Here is an 18,085-nt window from a genome sequence, read left to right on the forward strand (position 1 = left end):
GTGCACGCTGGGTATCGCTGCGCCCGCGAACGCAGTTCCGGCCTCGGGGTCTGCGCAACTGACGGCATCCGTGCACACGGGGAAAGGCCCGTCCAAGCCGGGTGGAGGAACCACGACCTCAGCGGTGAAGGCTTCTCTCTTCGCGACGAACAGCGATGCGAAGGCAGTCCCGAGCTGGGTCGGGACGCAGAGCACGTTCCACTCGGGGATCCACGACCTGGCCGTCGCCGATGGCAAGGTCTTCGCCGGCTACGGCGATTACAACATCAACACCGGGCCGGTGAGCCTGAACTCGTACTCGATCGCGACCGGAGCCGAGAAGCACGAGGTCACGGGCATGCCGGCCGAGGAGATCCACACCCTGCGGGTGTGGGACGGCAGGGTCTACGCCCCGAACATGGACCCGCGGGTCAGCTGGACGTCGCCGGCGAACTACGGCCTCTACGACTCGGCGACGCATCTCGGCAGCTATGTGGCGAACACCCCGTTCGTGCACGTGTTCGACTCCGCCGAACTCGGAGGCGAGCTGTTCCTGGCCGGTTCGATTCAGAACCCGGACAAGGCCGAGTACGGGCCGACGAACACGATCGCCGCGATCAAGAAGTCCGTCGACGGCGGCGCGACCTGGACCATCGAGCGCACCGCGGCGGACGATCCCACGGTACTGGCGACCTATCCCGGTGACGGCGAGTACGCCCGCTACTACTGGATGTCCGTCGTGGGCGGGAAGCTCTACACGCGGGCGAGCACGATGTCGGCCACGGGTGCCGCTTCGCTGGCGTTCCAATACCCCGGCAAGGACGGCGTGCAGCACACGGCGTACAACAACACGGGGCTCGACGTCTACACGCCCGGATCCGGCTGGAGCACGGTGGACCCGGGCCCGGTCATCGCCACGCTGCCGCACCCCTACCACGCGGATGCAGTGGGCTCGAAGATCGTCTTCTCCAAGTCGACGCTCCGCGGCGACGTGGTCTCAGTGAACGGCTCGGCCGGCCTCGCGGCCTTCGACACGACCACGGGGAAGTACACCACCATCTCGGGCCCCGGACTCAGCGCCGTCCTGGACACCTACCAGGATGGCGGCACCACGTACATGCTGGCGAACTCGCTGACGGCTCCGGCCGTCTACTCGTCCACGGATGGGTCGACCTGGACGAAGCGGGCGGATGTGAGTGGGATCACCGGCAATGCCGAGAGCATCGCCGTCTCTGGAAGCACGGTGTTCATCGGTACGGGGGCGGCGACCATCTACAAGGCGACTCTGCCGAACTGAGGGTCCTGAGACAGATCCAGAACCGTGGTCAGCGGAGAAGAGCGCTCCTGGGACAGCTAGTGCGTGCCCTTGATGACGAAGTAGGAACCGCGGATCTCGCCCGCGAGCTTCGACCGCTGCCGGGCGAACTTGAAAGCCGACAGCTCTTCGGGGATCTCCATGCCGAGCGACAGCTTGAAGCCGACCGCGCGCTTGCCTCCGTCGGCGATCGTGTACATCACGTTGATCGCGAGCCCCGAGGCGTAGAAGACGTAGCCGAATCGGATCCCGTCCGCCTCGAAGCCGCTGACCTCGAGTGCGGGACTCGCGATCACGATGCCGCGCTCGTCACGCAGGATCTCGGTGACCCAGTGGAGCGTGTCCGGATCCTCCTCCGGCGTGCTCACGGTGAAGGGCGTGCCGTACTTATTGGTGATGTACCGCGCCTCGTTCGCGCGCAGGCCGGCCAGCGCCTCGGCGATGGGCGAGGACTCGAGGCCCGCGGTCGAGACGCTGACGAAGTCGACGATGCTGCTCATGGGGTGCTCCTCGGGTCGCTGGCGGGACGGATCCATTCTGGGCCCCATCCGCATCGCGTGCATCCGGTGCCGGTGCCGGTGCCGGAGCGGGGAGCGGGGGAGCGCTCCCCATCGTCATCGTGGCACTCGTCGCCTAGCGTCGAGGTATGACGCGGAACAAGACCTGGATCCTGTTCGACATCGGCGGAGTGCTCGAACTCGTCGACGACGGACCCTGGCAGGAAGAGCTCAAGAACAGGTGGGGCGGCCCGGGCGGACCTCACCCGGCCGGAGTACGACGAGCGTCTCGCCGCCGCCGGGCTTCCGCGCATCGACATCGAGCAGGGCCGGGCTGCAGAGTACTGGGACGGCTTCGCGCGAACGCTGGGGTTCACTCCTGCACAGCAGGAAGTCGCGCTCGCTGAGATGTGGGACGCCTACTGCGGGGAGGCGAACACGGCGCTGATCGACTACGCGCGCGGGCTGCGCGGCCGCGCCGGAGTCGCGATCCTCTCGAACTCGGCGGACGGCGCTCGCGAAGAGGAGGAGCGCCGCCATCGCTTCTCCGCCGTCTTCGACTCGATCTGCTACAGCCACGAGATCGGCGCCAACAAGCCGGATCCCGAGGCCTACACCGCGGCGCTGACCGCCATGGGCGCCGACCCGGCCGACGTCTTCTTCATCGACGACCGCCGGCAGCAGATCGACGGCGCCGCCCGCATGGGCATCCGCGGCATCGTGCATGTCGACAACGCGACGACGATCGCGGCCATCGAGGACTTCCTGACGGCCGCGACCGGATCCTGAGATCAGAGTGCTCAGCCCACGAATGCCCGCATGAGCAGCGGTCGGGTGAGCCTGGTCGCGATCCACACCAGGGCGATGCCGGCGGTCAGGACCGCGGCGATCGTCGCGATGGACAGCGGTGCCGTGATCAGCGCCATCCCGAGCAGCGGGAAGATGAGCACGGCCGCGCAGAGGGCGGAGCCCAGGGTCGTGATCAGCAGCGGCGACATCACGGCGCGGCGTCGTGCGGCGTCAACCGTGTCGGCCGGTACACCGAGGTAGTGCAGACTGCGGTGCAGATCGCGCTGGTCGAGGATGTCGGAGGCCTGCGTCACGGCGACGGAGCAGCCGACCATGAGGAACGACGCGACCAGGGTGATGACGAGGCCCGTGCGCATGTCCGTGACCAGCATCAGCTGTTGTTCCGACGGGTCGCCCGAGCTGATCACATCCATCAGGGCGACCCCGGTACCGGCGAACACGGCCATGAAGCTGGCCATCGCCACCCCGCTGACCTGACGCCATGCCCCCTTCGGTTCATCCAGCACGATGCGCGCCGCGAGCAGCCGCGACGGGGTCTTCGCCCCGCGCAGCTGCACCCGGGCGCCGACTTTCAACACCCACGGACCGATGAGGTTCAGCACCAGCAGCCCGGCGCCGAAGATCGCGACGAGACCGGTGATCATGGCGATCGCGCCGCCGATCCCGGGGACGATCCGGCCGGCGACGAATCCTGCCGCGACGACGGCGATCGCGATGACGGCGCGCACCCCGTGCGGCGTCGGCGGTGTGGTCCTGGTGCGCACGCCGAGCGGTGAGATCACCACGCGGCGCAGCCCGACGATCGCGCTCACCGTCGCGAGCAGCACCGTGCCGGCCGCGATCGCCGCCATCAGCCCCGGCGACAGCAGCACAGCCGAGCCCAGTGGCGCGCCGCGGAACGGGATGAAGCCGACGAGCGGCGCGAGACCGAGGGCCAGCACCACGCCGCCGAGAACGCCGATCACCGCGACCAGGGTCGACTCGACCACGGCGACGACGCCGACGCCGAACCCCGTGACGCCGAGCAGGCGCAGCGTGGAAAGTCGCTCGTCACGGCGCCGGGCGGAGAGCCGGGCCGCGGCACCGCCCAGGGTGGCGAGCGGCAGCACTAGCAGCACGAGGGCGACCGCTGCAAGGATCTGGTAGATCGTCGCGTCCTGGTCGGTCCACCGCCAGAACGCCTGCGCGCCGCCGACAACGGTCAGCACGAGCGCGGACACGACGGCGAATGCGATGGCGGGGATCACCACGACCGCGGCGGAACCCGGAGCGGGCCGCAGCAGCAAACGCAGCGTCGCGGCGTTCATGCGTTCACCACCGAGCCCAGCACTCGCCCGTCGCGGACGGCGATCGTGCGCGAGCAGCGCGCCGCGACCTGGGGATCGTGCGTGACGACGATGAGCGTGCGCCCCTGCCCCGTCGTCGACCAGAGCAGCGCGTCCATGACCTCCGCCGAGGTCGCTGAGTCCAACGCGCCGGTCGGCTCGTCCGCGAACACCACGCTCGCTCCGGTGACCTGGGCGCGGGCGATGGCGACGCGCTGCGCCTGCCCGCCCGAGAGCTCGCCGATGCGGCGGTCCTTCATGCCCTGCAGCCCGAGCGCTGCGAGCCACCCCGCCGCGCGCTGTGTCGCCTCCGCACGCGAGACCCCCGTGATCATCGCCGCGAGCGCGACGTTCTCCACCGCGGAGAGCTCGGGCATCAGCAGCCCCTGCTGAAACACGAATCCGAACGACTCGCGACGCAGGCGGGATCGCGCGGACTCGCCCAGCGCACTCACCTCGACGGAGCCACCGGCGGGCGGCAGGAACATCACTCGGCCCCCGTCGGGCCGGGTGATCCCGGCGAGCGCATGCAGGAGAGTCGTCTTGCCCGATCCGGATGCCCCCATGATCGCGACGGATTCCCCGGAGGAGATCCGCAGGTCCACTCCGGCCAGGGCGCGAGTGGATCCGAACGACTTGATCAGGCCATGTGCTTCGATGACTGCTGTGCTCATGCCTCCAGCCTGGTCGGCGAGACCCGATGGATCATCGGCCCCCGGAGTGAGGATCGCGATGCGACGTCATCCTCCGGGATGATCCTGGACCGAGGATCAGTCCAGGACCTTCTTCCACGCACCGCCGTGGGCGATCGGGACGAATCCGAGCTGCTCGTTGATGGACAGCATCGGGCGGTTCTCCTCCGCGTTGTAGGTGACCACGCGGGCCGACCTCGGAAAGCGCTCATGCCAGGAGAGCAGGCCCGCCGTCTTCACGAGCAGGCCGAGCCGATGGCCGCGGTGCGCGGCGAGCACGAGGGTGTCGTTCTGCTGCGTGACGCTGTCCTCCGGCCCCTTGAGGGAGAGCTCGTTGTATGCGCAGAGCTCACCAGTCGCGATGTGCTCGGCCACCGTCACCTGCACAGTGTGACCCATGTCGAGCCAGCGGGTGTCCTGTTCGCGGACGCGATCCGCGTCCCAGGTCTCTTCGGGCGAGCCCATCGCCGCGTCCGGCGCGTCGGTCGACATGCGGGACTTCATCCACGCGTACCCGTCGAGCCGTTCGTCTGGGGTCGGCAGCAGCCACTGCACGACGCGGTATCCGGATGCGGCCTCCTCGGCGGCGGCGCGCAGTGCCGGCAGGTGGTCGTCTTCGCCCCAGCGATACTCGCTGACGCGATCGACCTGCTCCAGGGTCCAGCCCTGTGCGAGCAGGAAGCGTGCGGTGTGGTCGCGCGGGACGCTGCCGAATCCGGTCGGCGATACCAGCGCAGGCTCGTCCGCCGGGAGATGCTCCGTCCACACCTGCAGCGTGTGGACGCCGTCGGCGCGGGCGAGCTGCTCCAGGTGAGCGGCGACCGCGGTGGCGAGGCCTCGGCCCTGCTCCTCGGGGAGCACGCTGATCGCCATCGTGGCGGTGTCGCCTTCGCCGTCGCGCGAGATGTTCAGGAGAGCCACGCCGACCGTGCGCGGCCCGATGACGATCCGCCATTGGCGTCGCTGCGAGTACGCGTCCGAGGTGAGCAGCGGCAGCAGCTCCTCCGGGGTGAAGCTGTCGTCATCCCGGCCCGATGCCGCTTCGAGGCAGCGATTGCGCACCTCGGCGTAGTCGCGGAACGGGCCGGGCGAGCCCGCATCCGCCCGTGCGGGGAGCACGAGCGGATGCAGGGTCGCACCGGCGGGCAGGGAGATGATCGGGTCGTCGATCCGAGAGCCGGTCATCAGAGGACCTGCCGAGTCGCCGTGCGAGCCAGGCGGTCGGCCTCGTACTGCTCCAGCATGCGGAGGCGACGTGCCTCGGCCTGGGCGGCGTGAGCCCGGTCCTGCATCGACGGCCGTGACCGCACGATGAGGTGCAGGGCGACGCGCAGGGCCACACGCTGGGTGAGCGACAGGTTGCGCAGCTCCTCCTCGCGGGGGAGCTGGATGGACAGGTCACGCTCGGGGAGAGCGCGCTGCTTCGACTCGGTGGGAGGCGAAGCGTGCAATGCGGTATTCACGGTGATTCGCTTTCGTTGGTCGTGCCGGAAAGGCGGTTTCGCTCCACGGCAGGGTCGTCCGGTGGGACGCCGCGACGTGTCACGGGTGAGGGGACGGATCCGAGACGAAATGTCCGGATCTGCACGGATCCAAGGACACGGTGTCCCGGATCGGGTGGGCGATCGAAGATCGACGCGGAAATCGCGGATCGGATCGCAGACGCACGGAGCGTCAGGCCGGCCTGTGGCCGGGGCGAGGGGAGAGGCGCCTACTACGCGGCGAAACGCTCGCGGAGGCCGGCGGAAGTCGCCGAGGACGCATCGATCCCACGTGCTGGGTTGATATCAGTGCGAGTAATCATGTCGGCAACCTCCTTTCTCGGCTCGGGTTGTCACGCTAGCGGAGCTTCACAGAAGACGTCAAGCCGACACTCAGAAATCCCTGGACCTCGGGCGTTTCCCGCGCGGCCGCAGGGAGCACCGCGATAGCGTAGACGCCGTGAACTCCGCCGATCCCCGAGCGTGCCCATGCACCTGAAGAGCCTGACCCTCAAGGGGTTCAAGTCCTTCGCGCAGCCGACCACGTTCGCCTTCGAGCCGGGCGTCACCTGCATCGTCGGGCCGAACGGATCCGGCAAGTCGAACGTCGTCGACGCGCTTGCGTGGGTCATGGGGGAGCAGGGGGCGAAGACTCTCCGCGGCGGCAAGATGGAGGACGTCATCTTCGCCGGCACGTCTACGCGTGGTCCGCTCGGACGCGCGGAGGTGCAGCTCACGATCGACAACAGCGATGGGGCTCTGCCGATCGAGTACGCCGAGGTGACGATCAGTCGCGCCCTGTTCCGCAATGGATCGAGCGACTATGCGATCAACGGCGAGAACTGCCGCCTGCTCGACGTGCAGGAGCTGCTCAGCGACTCGGGGCTCGGCCGGGAGATGCACGTCATCGTCGGTCAGGGGCGCCTGGACACGGTGCTGCAGGCCTCGCCCGAGGATCGGCGCGGCTTCATCGAGGAGGCCGCGGGCATCCTCAAGCACCGGCGCCGCAAGGAGAAGACCCTCCGCAAGCTCGACGCGATGGAGACCAACCTGACCCGGCTCAGCGACCTGGCGGGGGAGATCCGTCGCCAGCTGAAGCCGCTCGGTCGTCAGGCCGAGATCGCTCGCGAGGCGCAGACCATCGCGGCGGTCGTGCGCGACGCCAAGGCACGGATCTTCGCCGACGATGTGGTGACGCTGCGCACGGCGCTCGCCGACCATACCCGCAACGAACACGAGCGCCATGCCGAGCGCGTGGTGCTGAGCGAGCAGGGTGACCGCGTCCGGGCCGAGATCACCCGGCTCGAGGCCGTGCAGAACTCCGTGGCGGTCGACGAGGCGCGGCGGATCTCGTTCGGTCTGGAGCAGGTGCAGGAGCGCATGCGCGGTCTGTTCACCCTCGCGAATCAGAGACTCGCGCTGCTCGGATCCGACGACGATGATGCCGCAGTCACGGCCGTCACCGTCACCCAGGCCACGATCGACGAGGCGAAGCACGAGGCCGAGGAGATCTCGTCGAACATCGGCCGCGCGCAGGACGCCGTGCACGAGGCGACCCGCGAGGTCGCGAATGCGCGGGCGGAGCTGGACGCGCTCGATGTCGACATCGCAGAGCAGAGCGCGCTGGTCTCTGCGCACGACATGCGTCTGACCACCCTGCGCGGGCAGGCGGAGGCCGCCGCGTCCGCTTTGGCCGCCGTCCGCGGCGCGGTGCTCCGGCAGGAGAACGCGCTGGAGGCCGCGCACGAACGCCGTCGCGAAGCCGCAGAGGCACGTGAGCGGATCGAGGAAGGTGAGGCGCCCGAGGGCACGGCCTCGGAGCACGCCGAGACCTATGAGCGAGCGCAGGCCCGGGCTGTCGCGGCCGAGACCGCGCTCGGCGAACTGCGCGAGCGGCTGCACGCCGCCGAACGCGAGTCCGAGGCGCTGACGGCGAAGGCCGCCGCGCTGAGCAGCGCCATCGCGGTCACGGGCGGCGCCGCGGAGATCGTCGCCGCGGGATTCGCCGGCGTGCGAGGGGTCGTCGGCGACGCGGTGCAGGTCAAACCGGGGTTCGAGGCCGCGATCGCCGCAGTGCTCGGTCCGCTCGCCGAGGGCGTGCTCGTGGACGACGTGGCGGCGGCCTTCGCCCTCGCCGGGGACGACGCGACGGCCGGCGTCTACGACTTCGTCATCGCCGAAGGAGCAGCCGTATCCGTCGTCGACGCGGGGATCGCGGGGGCGACGCCCGCGGTGCAGGTCGTGACCGCTCCGGCCGGCATCATCGGCGTCCTCTCGCACGTCGTCGTCGTGGAGGATCTGGCGTCCGCCCGTGCCGCGCATGCGGCCGCCACGGCCGCCGCCGGCGTGCCGCTCACGATCGTCACCCGCGCCGGCGAAGTGCTCACGGCGCACACCCTGCACACCGGATCCGGAGGGGAGCGCTCCCGGCTGGAGCTCGTCGCGGAGCGCGATGCGGCCGTGGAGCGCCTCGACGAGGTACGGGTTGTCGTCGACTCGTTGCGCGAAGCTCGCGAGGATGCGACCGAGACGCTGGAGACCGCGCGACGTACGTCCCGCGACGCGTTGCGCACGCTGCGCGAGCACGATGCGGCGCTGGCCGCGCACACCGAGCAGGTCAACAGGGTGGCCGTGCAACACGAGTCGGCCATCGCCGAGTGCGAGCGCCTCGAGTCGGGGCTCGCTCAGGCGCAGTCGGCTGTCGCCGACGCGGAGTCGAACGCGGATGCGGCGAAGAACGCGCTCGCGGCGGCCGAGGCTGCACCGCGCCCCGTCCTCGACGCTTCGGCACGAGACGGCCTGCTGGAAGCGCTCGAGGCCGCGCGGGAAGCGGAGATCGAGGCGCGCCTCGGTGTCGAGACGATGCGTGAACGCGTGCGCGCCGCCGAGGCGCGGGTCGCGTCGCTGGAACGGCAGCGCGAGCGGGAGCGCGAGGCAGCGGCGGAGGCCGCACGACGCGCCGTGGTGCGTCGTGCCCAGCGCGAGACGGCCTCCGGGGTCGCCGCCGAGCTGCCGCGCATCATGGACTCCGTGGATCGCTCGGTCGCGGAGGCGCGTCTGGCGCTCGCGGCCGCGGAGTCCGCCCGTTCCGCCCAGAACGAGGAGCTGGGCGAGCTGCGCCGGCAGGATTCCTCGATCCGGGAGCGCCTGGCGGGCCTCACCGAGAGCGTGCACGGCCTCGAGCTGCAGATCCACGAGAAGAAGCTGCACCTGTCCAGCCTGCTCGAGCGCGTGCAGTCCGAACTCGCTCTCGACGAAGATATTCTGATTGCGGAATATGGTCCTGATCAGTTGGTTCCGCGCGATTCAGGTGCGGCGGGCGATGCCAAGAGTCTGCTCGCGGCCGCCGTGGCCGAAGAGGCAGCGCAAGGCGCCGAAGGAGATGAGATCGGCGACGAATCCGTCCGCGACGTGAGCGCGCCGACCGCGAGCGGCATCCCGTTCGACCGTCGTATCCAGCAGCGCCGGCTGCAGGAAGCGGAACGCAAGCTCGCCCAGCTCGGCCGGGTGAATCCGCTCGCCCTCGAGGAGTTCGCGGCGCTCGAGCAGCGGCACGCCTTCCTCACCGAACAGCTCGCCGACCTCACCAAGACCCGGCAGGATCTGCTCACGATCATCACCGAGCTCGACGAGCGGATGCAGACGATCTTCGCCTCTGCGTTCGAGGACACGCGGCAGGCGTTCGGCGAGGTCTTCCCTTTGCTGTTCCCGGGCGGCGCGGGGAGCATCTCGCTCACGAATCCCGACGATCTGCTGAACACCGGCATCGAGGTCGCGGTCCGCCCGGTCGGCAAGAAGATCGAGCGGCTCTCGCTGCTCTCCGGCGGGGAACGGTCGCTCGCCGCCGTCGCTCTGCTCGTGGCGATCTTCAAGGCCCGCCCCAGCCCGTTCTACATCCTGGACGAGGTCGAGGCGGCGCTCGATGACGCCAACCTCGGTCGGCTGCTGACGGTGTTCGAGCAGCTCCGCGCCAGCTCGCAGCTGCTCGTGATCACGCACCAGAAGCGCACCATGGAGATCGCCGACGCGCTGTACGGCGTCTCGATGCGCCAGGACGGTGTGTCGGCGGTGGTCGGACAGCGCGTCGGGGATCGCGCGGCCGCTGCCGTCTGAGCCGAGACGCTGAACAGCGGGCCGCGCCCTCGGCGAACACGCCGCGTTCGCCGGGTCGCTCCCCGTAGGCTGGAGCCATGGCGGAGAAGTCCTGGTCCCTCGGTCGCGCATTGCGCGGCATGTTCGTCAAGCCCACGATCGACGAGGAGACCTGGGACGATCTTGAGACCGCGCTGCTGACCGCCGACTTCGGCCCGGACATCACCGAGCGACTGGTCGACGAGTTGCGCGCCAAGGTCGAGAAGTACCGCACCACGGATCCGAAGGATCTGCAGCGCATGCTGCGGGAGACGCTCGAGGAGCATTTCGCGAAGTTCGACACCACGCTCAAGCTCACGGAGCGGCCGGCGGTCGTGCTCGTCGTCGGCGTGAACGGCGTGGGCAAGACCACCACGATCGGCAAGTTCACGAAGTTCCTGCGGGGCTACCAGCGCTCGGTCGTCGTGGGCGCCGCCGACACCTTCCGAGCGGCGGCCGTCGAGCAGCTGGCCACCTGGGCGCAGCGCGCAGGCGCCGCGATCGTGCGACCGCAGCAGCACGGGCAGGATCCGGCTTCCGTCGCGTTCCAGACCGTGGACTACGCCAAGCGCGAGGGCACGGAGATCGTCATCATCGACACCGCGGGGCGGCTGCACACGAAGGGCGGGCTGATGGACGAGCTGTCCAAGATCCGCCGTGTCGTGGAGAAGCAGGCGCCGATCAGCGAGGTGCTGCTCGTGCTGGATGCGACGACGGGCCAGAACGGGGTCATGCAGGCGGAGGCCTTCCTCGAGCACGCCGGTGTCACAGGGCTCGTGCTCACCAAACTCGACGGCTCCGCGAAGGGTGGATTCGTGCTGGCGGTGCAGGAGCGCACAGGCATCCCGGTCAAGCTCCTCGGCCAGGGCGAGGGCATCGACGACCTCACCGGCTTCACCCCGCACGTGTTCGTGCAGGCGCTCGTCGGGTCCTGATTCCACGATGGCGAAGAACCTGTCGGCGGCACGCGCGCCACGGACTACCGCCCCGCGCACAAGGCTGGTTTTATAGCGGTATGGCGATCGAACACGACTTCTTCGGACTGCTGTCCTCAGGACCGGACGGATCGATCTTCTGGTCCGAGACGGTGGAGTTCGGCGACCATGCCCTCACCGTAGACCTGACCGCGCCCGATCAGGAGGATGTGTCCCCGGAGTCCCTCGACATCGCGGCCGCGTTCGTGTCGGGCCTGGAGGCGATCGACGACAAGGCCCGCCGCGGCATGCTCGCCGAGGTCGACGACCGCACCAGCGAGGTCACCGAGTACATCCTGCAGCAGCAGGAGGAGTACGGCGACGAGCTCACCGACTATCTCGTCGATGTGAGCGGCGACGCCGCCGTCGACATCATCCGCTCGCTCCGATTGATGAGCATGACGCTGCTGGTCGACGAGCACGGCGGGAGTGAGCCGTTCGCTGTGCTCGAATACGCCCTCGACGCGGACGGCGCGGACGACGTGCTGCTGGTGAACTTCGGATCCGACGGCTCGGTGCTGTCGGTCATGAGCGCCGACTGAGCCCGAGCGCCGGCCGGGCCGGTCGCCCTCCGAAGGGGGGAAGTACGGACCGCCGGACGGGAGTGGCCCCCCTGCTCCCCGCCCGGCGATCCGCGTCTCAGACGGCCTGCGCGAAGCCGAGGTCTGCGCTGGCGGCGATGTGAGCCAGGTGCGGCGGGATCTCGCGGCCCTTGGACACCATGGACTGCGCCCAGAGCCGTCCCGCGCGGTAGGACGAACGCACCAGCGGGCCGGCGAGCACGCCGAGGAAGCCGATCCGCTCCGCCTCCTCCTTGAAGGCGACGAACTCGTCGGGCTTCACCCACCGCGACACCGGAAGGTGGCGGGGAGTGGGGCGCAGGTACTGGGTGATCGTGATGATGTCGCAGCCGGCGTCATGCAGGTCCTGCAGCGCCTGCACGACCTCCTCCGGCTCCTCGCCCATGCCGAGGATCAGGTTCGACTTCGTGATGAGACCGGCCTCATGTCCCTGCGTGATGACGTTGAGGGAGCGCTCGTACTTGAACGCCGGGCGGATCCGCTTGAAGATGCGCGGCACCGTCTCGACGTTGTGCGCGAACACCTCGGGACGCGCGTCGAAGATCTGCCCGAGGAAGGCCGGATCCGCGTTGTGCTCGTTCGCGAGCAGCTCGACACCGGTGTTCGGGTTGAGTTCGTGGATCTTGCGCACCGTCTCGGCGTTGAGCCACGCGCCCGTGTCGGGCAGATCATCGCGGGCGACACTCGTGACCGTGGCGTAGCGCAGACCCATCTGCTGCACGCTCTCGGCCACGCGGCGCGGCTCGTCGGTGTCGTAATCGGCGGGCTTGCCGGTGTCGATCTGGCAGAAGTCGCAGCGCCGCGTGCATTGCGAGCCACCGATGAGGAAGGTGGCCTCCTTGTCCTCCCAGCACTCGAAGATGTTGGGGCAGCCGGCCTCCTGGCACACGGTGTGCAGGCCCTCGTCCTTCACGAGCGAGTGCAGGGCCTTGTACTCCGGCCCCATCCTCGCCTTGGTCTTGATCCACTCCGGCTTGCGCTCGATCGGGGTCTCCGCGTTGCGGATCTCCAGGCGCAACAGCTTGCGGCCCTCGGGAGTGGCGCTCATGCTGCCACCTCCGTCGCATACTCCGCAGCGAACGCCATGGCGACCGCGTCGGCGATGTCCGCCGGCGCGATCTCCCGCCCCACCACCTCGCTGACCGTGGTGACGCCGGCATCGGTGATGCCGCACGGGATGATGCCGCGGAAGCCCGCGAGCGTGTTGTCGCAGTTGATGGCGAAGCCGTGCATGGTCACGCCCTGCTGCACGCGCACGCCGATCGCCGCCACCTTGTCCTCACTGAGCGGCCGGCGCACCCACACGCCGCTGCGACCATCGACCTGGTATCCGTCCACGCCGAGCGGGCGCAGCACGTCGATGAGCAGGCGCTCCAGGCGGCGGACGTGGGCGACCACGTCCATGGGCTCCGGCAGGCGGACGATCGGATAGCCCACCAGCTGGCCGGGGCCGTGCCAGGTGATCTTGCCGCCGCGGTCGACATCGACCACGGGAGTGCCGTCCTGAGGTCGCTCCTGGGGCTCGGTGCGCTTGCCGGCCGTGTAGACGGCCTCGTGCTCGAGCAGCAGCAGCGTGTCGGGGCGGGTGCCGGCGACGACCTCGGCATGGATCCGGCGCTGTAGATCCCAGCCGTCGAGGTAGGGGACGAACGCGGGGGCGAGGCCCACCGTCTGGATGTCGAGCATGGCCGATCCTTCTGATCGAGTTGTTGTATGCGGTTCAATAATAGGGGTGAATGGTCGGATGAGCGCATCGCGATACGGTGTGGTGGTGACCACCCCTGCCCGCGGCGTCGGCCGCCCCCGGGTCTCCTCACGCGAGACGATCGCCGAGGCGGCCTGCGAGCTGTTCCTGGAGTCCGGGTACGAGGGGACCTCGATCGCCGGCATCGCACAGCGCGCAGGCGTGAGCCGGTCGAGCTTCTTCAACTACTTCTCCTCGAAGAGCGATGTGCTCTGGTCGGGTTTCGACGAGCGCCTGGATCGGGCCGTCGCGGCGCTCGCGGAGCCGGATGCGGGAGCGGACTCGGCCCGGATCGAGACGATCCTGACCGCGATCCTGCAGAGTCTCGAGCCGGATCCGCTGGCGCTCGCGTTCGGCAACGCACAGGCCATGGGTCTCGGCGATGAGCTGCAGCGCGAATCCGCGCTGCGTCAGGGCCGGCTCGCCGCCGCGCTCTCCGAAGCCGCGCGTGGTGCCGGCGTCGAGCGGATCCGCGCCGACGTGCTCGGCGCCGCCTACGCGGTCGTCGTGCTGTCGTCTCTGCGCGTCTGGGCAGAGGGTGGCGCGGGCCACGGATCGCCGCTCGCGCAGCTGCAGCACGCGCTGCCGCGCATCGCCGACCTGCACTGGGGCTGACGCGCCGCGGACGGGGGATCCGCTCGCGTAGAATCGGAGCACCATGGCTACATTTGGCACGCTCTCCGATCGGCTGACCGAGACCTTCCGCAACCTGCGCACGAAGGGCAAGCTGTCCGCCGCCGATGTCGACGGCACCGTCCGCGAGATCCGTCGCGCTCTGCTCGACGCCGACGTCGCGCTTCCCGTCGTGAAGGACTTCACGGTCAAGGTGCGCGAGCGGGCGCTGGGCGACGAGGTCAACAAGGCGCTGAACCCCGCGCAGCAGGTGGTGCAGATCGTCAATGAGGAGCTCATCGCGATCCTCGGCGGTCAGCAGCGCCGTCTCGAGTTCGCGAAGAACCCGCCGACTGTGATCATGCTCGCCGGCCTCCAGGGATCCGGAAAGACCACGTTCGCCGGAAAGCTCGCCAAGCAGCTGCAGGGCGAGGGGCACACGCCATTGCTCGTCGCCGCCGACCTGCAGCGTCCGAACGCGGTGACCCAGCTCACCGTCGTCGCGGAGCAGGCGGGCGCCACCATCTACGCCCCGGAGCCCGGCAACGGCGTCGGCGACCCCGTGCGCGTGTCGCGCGACGGCGTCGAGCACGCACGCCGCCAGCAGCACGACATCGTCATCATCGACACCGCCGGACGCCTCGGCGTCGACGCCGAGCTCATGAAGCAGGCCGCCGACATCCGCGCCGCGGTGAACCCCGACGAGGTGCTGTTCGTCATCGACGCGATGATCGGTCAGGATGCGGTCAACACCGCCAAGGCGTTCCAGGACGGCGTGGACTTCACCGGCGTCGTGCTCTCCAAGCTCGATGGCGATGCCCGCGGTGGTGCCGCGCTTTCGGTCGCCTCGATCACGGGCCGGCCGATCATGTTCGCGTCGACGGGCGAGGGTCTCGACGACCTCGAGCCGTTCCATCCCGACCGCATGGCGAGCCGGATTCTCGACCTCGGCGACATCCTCACCCTCATCGAGCAGGCTCAGAGTGCGTTCGATGAAGCTGAAGCGCTCAAGGTCGCTGAGAAGCTTGCGACCGAGACCTTCACGCTCGAGGACTTCCTCGAGCAGATGCAGCAGCTCAAGAAGATGGGCTCGATGAAGAAGATGCTCGGGATGCTCCCGGGCATGGGCCAGATGAAGCAGCAGCTCGAGGACTTCGACGAGCGCGAGATCGACCGCACCGAGGCGATCATCCGCTCCATGACGCCGGGGGAGCGCCGCAACCCCAAGGTCCTCAACGGCTCCCGGCGCCTGCGCATCGCGCGCGGTTCGGGCATGACCGTGACCGACGTGAACCAGCTCGTGCAGCGGTTCGAGCAGGCCGCGAAGATGATGAAGACCGTCGCCCGCGGAGGCACCCCGAACATCCCCGGCATGGGCCCGGTGCCCGGCATGGGGCGCCCCGGCGCCTCTTCGAAGCGCGGCAAGAAGGGCAAGGGATCCGGATCCCGCTCCGGCAACCCGGCCAAGCGCGCGGCAGAGAACGCGGGCATCGCCACCGGCGAAGCCGGGACCGGATCGGGATTCGGTCTGGGTGGCCGGCCGGCGCCGAGCGAGGCCGACATGGCTGAGATCCAGAAGCTCTTCGGCAAGAACTGACGTCGACGCTCGCGGGCGCCGTGGCCGATGCGGCCCGGCGCCCGCGGCGTGTCCGGCGACGGCGGCGGATACCCAGAACCTCGCATCGTTGTGCGCCGCGACCACCGACGCGCCGGATTCGAGCTTCGCATCCGAACACTAAAGCGTTATAGCCTGGACGCGGCTTCGCGTCTCCAGTGACGGGACGCGGATCCGCCACGCAACGGAGCGCAACCTGGAGGGTGCATATGGCTGACCTGAACCGCAGAACATTCCTGACCGTCGGAGGTGTCGGGCTGGCAGCGCTGCTCGCCGGGGCGCCGGGGATCGCCCACGCGGCGGCGCGTCCGGCCGCGGGAACCGATGCCGCCGCACCTGTGCCGGCATCCGGGGGAACGCCGCCCGGGCCCTATACGTTCGGCTGGGCCGCTGATGATCTGCTCGCCTTCGACCCCGGCACGACGCCGTGGGCGCGGCACCTGCGCTGTCTGATCCCACGGGCCACGCGCATCGCGCCCTTCGCCGCCACGCAGGCGCATCCGGATCTCGACCCCGCCGTGCAGCTGTCCACGCTCACGATCGACGACGCGGGGAGCATCTACGAGGGCCACAACCAGGCGATCGGCCTGGAGGCGCAGGTGTACACCCAGCGGTACTGGTCGTACATCGACATCTGGGGCACCTGGCACGGACAGGTCAAGGGGCCGGCACCCATCGAGATGATCGATGGGCAGCGTGCCCCCGGACGTCCGTACGGCGTGATCGACATCCCGAATCCCGGCTGGACCGAGGCCGCGCATAAGAACGGCGCGCGCTCCATCGGTGGCTGGTTCTGGCCGCGCCCCGTCGACTTCGACGCATTCCTCGTGCAGTCCGGCGACGGATCCTTCCCCGTCGCGGACAAGATGATCGAGATCCGGAAATACTTCGGATTCGACGGCCTGTTCCTCAATCAGGAGGGCAGCGTCAGCGCGGCGCAGATCAAGAAGTTCCAGGACTTCCTGCGTTACCTCAAGCGCGCGGATCCCGATTTCTATCTGCAGGGCTATGACTCGGCGGACTTCGACAGCGGCGAGGTCAGTTATGAGAACAGGCTGAGCGAGAACAACCTGCGCTGGCTGGGCACGCCGGACGCGCCCATCTACGATTCCCTGTTCATGAACTACTGGTGGCAGGCGACCACCGGCGGCGCAGACCGCGATCTCAGCAAGAGCGCCGCATCAGCCGTCGCCGCGGGCTACGACCCTCGCATGGTGGGCTTCGCCGGCGTCGAACACCAGAAGGGCGGGTTCCGGCCCGAAGAGGACTTCGGCAGCGTGGCGGGCCCGGGTCGTCCTGCGCCGACCTCGGTCGCGCTCTTCGTGGACTCCCAGATCTGGCTGAACGGATCGTGGGACGGCACCACGTCCACCGCGGAGGGGCGCGCGACGTACCGCGACTTGGAGCAGCGGTTCTGGTCCGGCCCGACAGGGAACCCGGGGACGTCCGGACGGCTCGAGCCCCGCACGCCCCCGTATCGCACCGACACCCTCGACTACCGGCAGTGGGATGGCATCGCGCACTGGATCACGGAGCGTTCGCCGTACGGCAGCCTGCCGATCGCCACCGACTTCAACGTGGGCGCCGGATCCGCATTCTTCCTCGACGGAACGAAGGTGCGTGACGGCGGCTGGGACAACATGGGCTGCGCGGATCGGGCGCTGACCTGGCAGTACTGGACCGAGGGTGACCTCGTCGTCACGCTGGACGAGTCGGCCAGCTACGGCAGCGGGCACAGCCTCGCTCTGCGCGGCGGGGGCGTGATCCACCTGTTCAAGACCGACCTGACGGCCGCGAAGGCGATGTCGGTCGACGTCCGCGCGCAGGGGTTGCAGACCATCGACATCGGGATCACGTGGCAGGATGCACCGTCCGAGATCGACTGGCAGTCGCTGGCGAAATCGGCGTCCGCGGACTGGGGCGGCTGGACCGGCGGGATCGAGATGCACGGGAGACGCGTCGCGCGGATCTCGCTGCGCACCAGTGGCGATGGCCGTCTCGGACGCGTGTCGCTGCGGGAGGCCGGCAAACCGCTGAAGCCATTGACGCCGACCGGCTTCCAGGTCGCCGACGCGGGGGATGCCGGAGACGGGCGACGGCATCTGAGCTTCGCCTGGGATCTCCAGGCCGATGCCGTCGGCTACGACGTGCTGCAGATCGGGGACGGCGGCACCACCTGGCTGGGCCGCGTGCACCGCGACGTGTTCTTCGCCGAGGCGGTGGATCTCGCCGGAGGGCGGCAGTTCCAGCTCGTCGCATTCGGCGGCGACCTGCACCGCAGTGCTCCCGTGAAGGCCGCGTTGACCCCCTGATCCATCCCGTTGGAGAC

Annotated in this window: 15 protein-coding genes; 8 read left to right on the plus strand and 7 right to left on the minus strand. The window is 69.3% G+C overall.

Annotated elements, in window-relative coordinates:
* The first annotated feature begins 124 nt into the window (after positions 1–124).
* A complete protein-coding gene (locus AC1DCT_RS01440) occupies positions 125–1,276 on the plus strand; it encodes a hypothetical protein (RefSeq protein ID WP_477427102.1) in 1,152 nt (383 codons plus the stop codon).
* A gap of 56 nt (positions 1,277–1,332) precedes the next feature.
* On the opposite strand, the gene AC1DCT_RS01445 is transcribed toward AC1DCT_RS01440, so the two are convergent.
* Positions 1,333–1,794, minus strand: a complete 462-nt coding sequence (locus tag AC1DCT_RS01445; protein WP_477427104.1) for a phage tail protein — start codon at positions 1,792–1,794, stop codon at positions 1,333–1,335.
* A gap of 405 nt (positions 1,795–2,199) precedes the next feature.
* On the opposite strand from AC1DCT_RS01445, the gene AC1DCT_RS01450 reads away from it, so the two are divergent.
* Complete coding sequence (locus AC1DCT_RS01450; RefSeq protein ID WP_477427106.1) at positions 2,200–2,580, plus strand: HAD-IA family hydrolase; 381 nt, start codon at positions 2,200–2,202, stop codon at positions 2,578–2,580.
* An 11-nt stretch (positions 2,581–2,591) separates the two neighbouring features.
* Here the strand turns inward: AC1DCT_RS01450 and AC1DCT_RS01455 are convergent, their stop codons facing one another.
* From AC1DCT_RS01455 to AC1DCT_RS01470, 4 genes are all read right to left on the minus strand, one after another.
* Positions 2,592–3,908 (minus strand): permease, encoded by a 1,317-nt coding sequence (locus tag AC1DCT_RS01455; protein ID WP_477427108.1) that lies wholly within the window; start codon positions 3,906–3,908, stop codon positions 2,592–2,594.
* On the minus strand, positions 3,905–4,600 hold the full coding sequence (locus AC1DCT_RS01460; protein ID WP_477427110.1) for an ABC transporter ATP-binding protein: 696 nt from the start codon (positions 4,598–4,600) through the stop codon (positions 3,905–3,907). The genes AC1DCT_RS01455 and AC1DCT_RS01460 overlap by 4 nt, the downstream gene beginning before the upstream one ends.
* A gap of 96 nt (positions 4,601–4,696) precedes the next feature.
* Positions 4,697–5,803, minus strand: coding sequence for a GNAT family N-acetyltransferase (locus AC1DCT_RS01465; protein ID WP_441975797.1), 1,107 nt, complete (start codon positions 5,801–5,803; stop codon positions 4,697–4,699).
* Positions 5,803–6,081 (minus strand): hypothetical protein, encoded by a 279-nt coding sequence (locus AC1DCT_RS01470; RefSeq protein WP_440731613.1) that lies wholly within the window; start codon positions 6,079–6,081, stop codon positions 5,803–5,805. The genes AC1DCT_RS01465 and AC1DCT_RS01470 overlap by 1 nt, the downstream gene beginning before the upstream one ends.
* Positions 6,082–6,588: 507 nt before the next feature.
* Between AC1DCT_RS01470 and smc the strand changes: the two genes are divergently transcribed.
* From smc to AC1DCT_RS01485, 3 genes are all read left to right on the plus strand, one after another.
* A complete protein-coding gene (gene smc / locus AC1DCT_RS01475; RefSeq protein WP_477427740.1) occupies positions 6,589–10,212 on the plus strand; it encodes a chromosome segregation protein SMC in 3,624 nt (1,207 codons plus the stop codon).
* A gap of 77 nt (positions 10,213–10,289) precedes the next feature.
* Entirely contained in the window at positions 10,290–11,165 is an 876-nt protein-coding gene (gene ftsY / locus AC1DCT_RS01480; protein ID WP_440731614.1) for a signal recognition particle-docking protein FtsY, read from the plus strand.
* 80 nt (positions 11,166–11,245) lie between these two features.
* Complete coding sequence (locus tag AC1DCT_RS01485) at positions 11,246–11,746, plus strand: DUF2004 domain-containing protein (RefSeq protein ID WP_440731615.1); 501 nt, start codon at positions 11,246–11,248, stop codon at positions 11,744–11,746.
* Positions 11,747–11,843: 97 nt separating this feature from the next.
* Here the strand turns inward: AC1DCT_RS01485 and lipA are convergent, their stop codons facing one another.
* Both lipA and lipB read right to left on the minus strand, forming a co-directional pair.
* Positions 11,844–12,833, minus strand: a complete 990-nt coding sequence (lipA, locus tag AC1DCT_RS01490) for a lipoyl synthase (protein ID WP_477427112.1) — start codon at positions 12,831–12,833, stop codon at positions 11,844–11,846.
* Entirely contained in the window at positions 12,830–13,471 is a 642-nt protein-coding gene (gene lipB / locus AC1DCT_RS01495) for a lipoyl(octanoyl) transferase LipB (protein WP_440731617.1), read from the minus strand. The genes lipA and lipB overlap by 4 nt, the downstream gene beginning before the upstream one ends.
* Before the next feature lie 58 nt (positions 13,472–13,529).
* On the opposite strand from lipB, the gene AC1DCT_RS01500 reads away from it, so the two are divergent.
* The 3 genes from AC1DCT_RS01500 (at position 13,530) to AC1DCT_RS01510 (ending at position 18,068) form a co-directional block, all read left to right on the plus strand.
* Positions 13,530–14,144, plus strand: a complete 615-nt coding sequence (locus AC1DCT_RS01500) for a TetR/AcrR family transcriptional regulator (RefSeq protein WP_477427114.1) — start codon at positions 13,530–13,532, stop codon at positions 14,142–14,144.
* 43 nt (positions 14,145–14,187) lie between these two features.
* A complete protein-coding gene (gene ffh, locus AC1DCT_RS01505; RefSeq protein WP_477427116.1) occupies positions 14,188–15,738 on the plus strand; it encodes a signal recognition particle protein in 1,551 nt (516 codons plus the stop codon).
* Positions 15,739–15,965: 227 nt separating this feature from the next.
* Positions 15,966–18,068, plus strand: a complete 2,103-nt coding sequence (locus AC1DCT_RS01510; RefSeq protein ID WP_477427118.1) for an endo-beta-N-acetylglucosaminidase — start codon at positions 15,966–15,968, stop codon at positions 18,066–18,068.
* The last annotated feature ends 17 nt before the right edge of the window (positions 18,069–18,085 follow it).

This window comes from Microbacterium sp. 10L49 (genome assembly GCF_056395125.1).